1 protein-coding gene is annotated in these 1,877 nt (G+C 33.2%); it reads right to left on the bottom strand.

The features are described 5' to 3' along the window. Positions 1–592 precede the first annotated feature (592 nt). A protein-coding gene (locus ABZ945_RS32880) for an IS3 family transposase (RefSeq protein WP_095559415.1) occupies positions 593–1,740 on the bottom strand; the annotation gives its coding sequence in 2 pieces (ribosomal slippage) (positions 593–1,488 and positions 1,488–1,740; 1,149 coding nt in all). Positions 1,741–1,877: the final 137 nt, after the last annotated feature.

Raw genomic sequence — 1,877 nt, 5'->3', positions numbered from 1 at the left:
ATTTTATTTCCGTTGACATTGGACTACAATCAAATATTTAAACAAAAAATGAACAATATTTTTTGAAAATAATTTTTGAGTTCAGTTTTAAATAAATATTTCCATCAAAAATCTCAGTCATTAATTTTAAAATCTCCATAGTAAAATTTACTTCTGACTGAAAGAGATTTCTCATTATAAAAAAGAAAAAAGTTTTAAAAGGGAGTTTAATGATTTTCACTCTAGAAATAATAAGTTTCGGAAAAATTTTTGTTTTTCGGAAAGATACCATTTCTGAAGTGAAAAACATAAAATTTTCACTTTAAAAACTTTCGTAAATTTTTGCTCACTTTTAATAAAAAAACTCCTTCAGTTAGAAAGAGATTTTTTACTAAGTAGATTAAAAACCATTCAATGATTTTTAGGGGTTATTATTATAATGTACCCATTCTACCACTTCAATATTATTTGTCAATAAGAAAAACATCAATAGTTGATGTTTTTCAGGAGTATTTATGAAAAGTTTTTCTGGAATAAGCATAGTCTATCATAATTATATTAACATTCGCTTAATGGAAAGTCAACGAAAAACTAGACACGGAGTTAAGAGAATTTAAGAATTATATTTTTCAAAGTCTTTTGGAGACTTGTAATCAAGACCTGAATGCATCCTTTTTGTATTGTAATAGGTCTCAATGTATTTAAATATTTCTTGAGTAGCCTCAGCTCTTGTCTCAAAATGAGCATCATTAATAAGCTCCCTCTTTAGCGTCTTATAAAAAGACTCCATCATTGCATTGTCATATGGATTTCCTTTACGACTCATGCTAGATTGAGCACCGACTTGACGAAGAGTAGATTGATAACGAGAGCTTGTATATTGACTCCCTTGATCAGTATGGACAATCAAGCCAGGCTGAGGATGTTCTTTCCCACAAGCTTGTAAGAAGCAATCCCTCACCAGTTTATCTTGCATCCGTGAAGACATTGACCAGCCTACAATCTTACGTGAAAAAACGTCGATATTCACGGCTAAGTATAAGGTGCCTTCTTTGGTAGGGATATAGGTCATGTCTCCCAGCCATACTTTATTAGGAGCTGTTGCTTTAAAGATCTGATTAATTAAATTGGGTCTTGAAAGCGAAGCTCCTTTTCTGTTGTAATGTTTATATTTATAACGGCTTCCCTTGGCATAAAGTCCCATCAAGTGCATCAGTTTCCCAACACGTTTCGTGTTGGTCATAATACCAGTATTATGAAGTACCTTGGTAATTCTAACCGCACCATAGCGTCCCTTATGCTCATGAAAGACAGCTTTTATCTTCTCTGAGAGAATTTCTCTCTCCACTTGTTGTTTTGAAGGACGACGATGCATGTATTCATAGAAACCTGAGCGAGAAACCTTAAGAACTTTTACTGCATGCTTAATTTTTATCTTCCCATGATGTTTCAAGAGAAATTCAAAACGTTTTACTTGCTTCGCTTCAAGAAGACCCGGAACTTTTTTAGAAGTTCAAGTTCCTCCTGAAGATAACGATTTTCTTTCTCTAACAATTTAATCTTATGTTGGGCATTAGCTAGGGCTGTCCCATTGCCTGGAAAAGCACTTTCTCCATATTCTTCAACTTCTTGAACCCAGCGATAAAGACTATTGGCATGAACCTCAAGCTCTTGGCTGACTTCTTTAACAGAGTAACCCTCTTCAAGAATGAGTTTTACTGCAGAATTTTTAAATTGTTTATCGAATTTTCTTCTTGCCATAATAAACCTTTCCACGATTTCTCTTAACTTTGTGTCTAGTTTATTATAACCTTTCCATACGGAGGTCTTTTCTTATGGTCAAATATTCCATAGAATTAAAACAACGCGTTATTCAAGATTATTTATCTGGCAAGGGA

It is taken from the genome of Streptomyces sp. NPDC046887 (genome assembly GCF_040644755.1).
Taxonomy (GTDB): Bacteria; Actinomycetota; Actinomycetes; order Streptomycetales; family Streptomycetaceae; genus Streptomyces; species Streptomyces lichenis.
The sequence above is the reverse complement of the archived record's forward strand: the minus strand, read 5'-3'. Positions and strand labels throughout refer to the sequence as shown.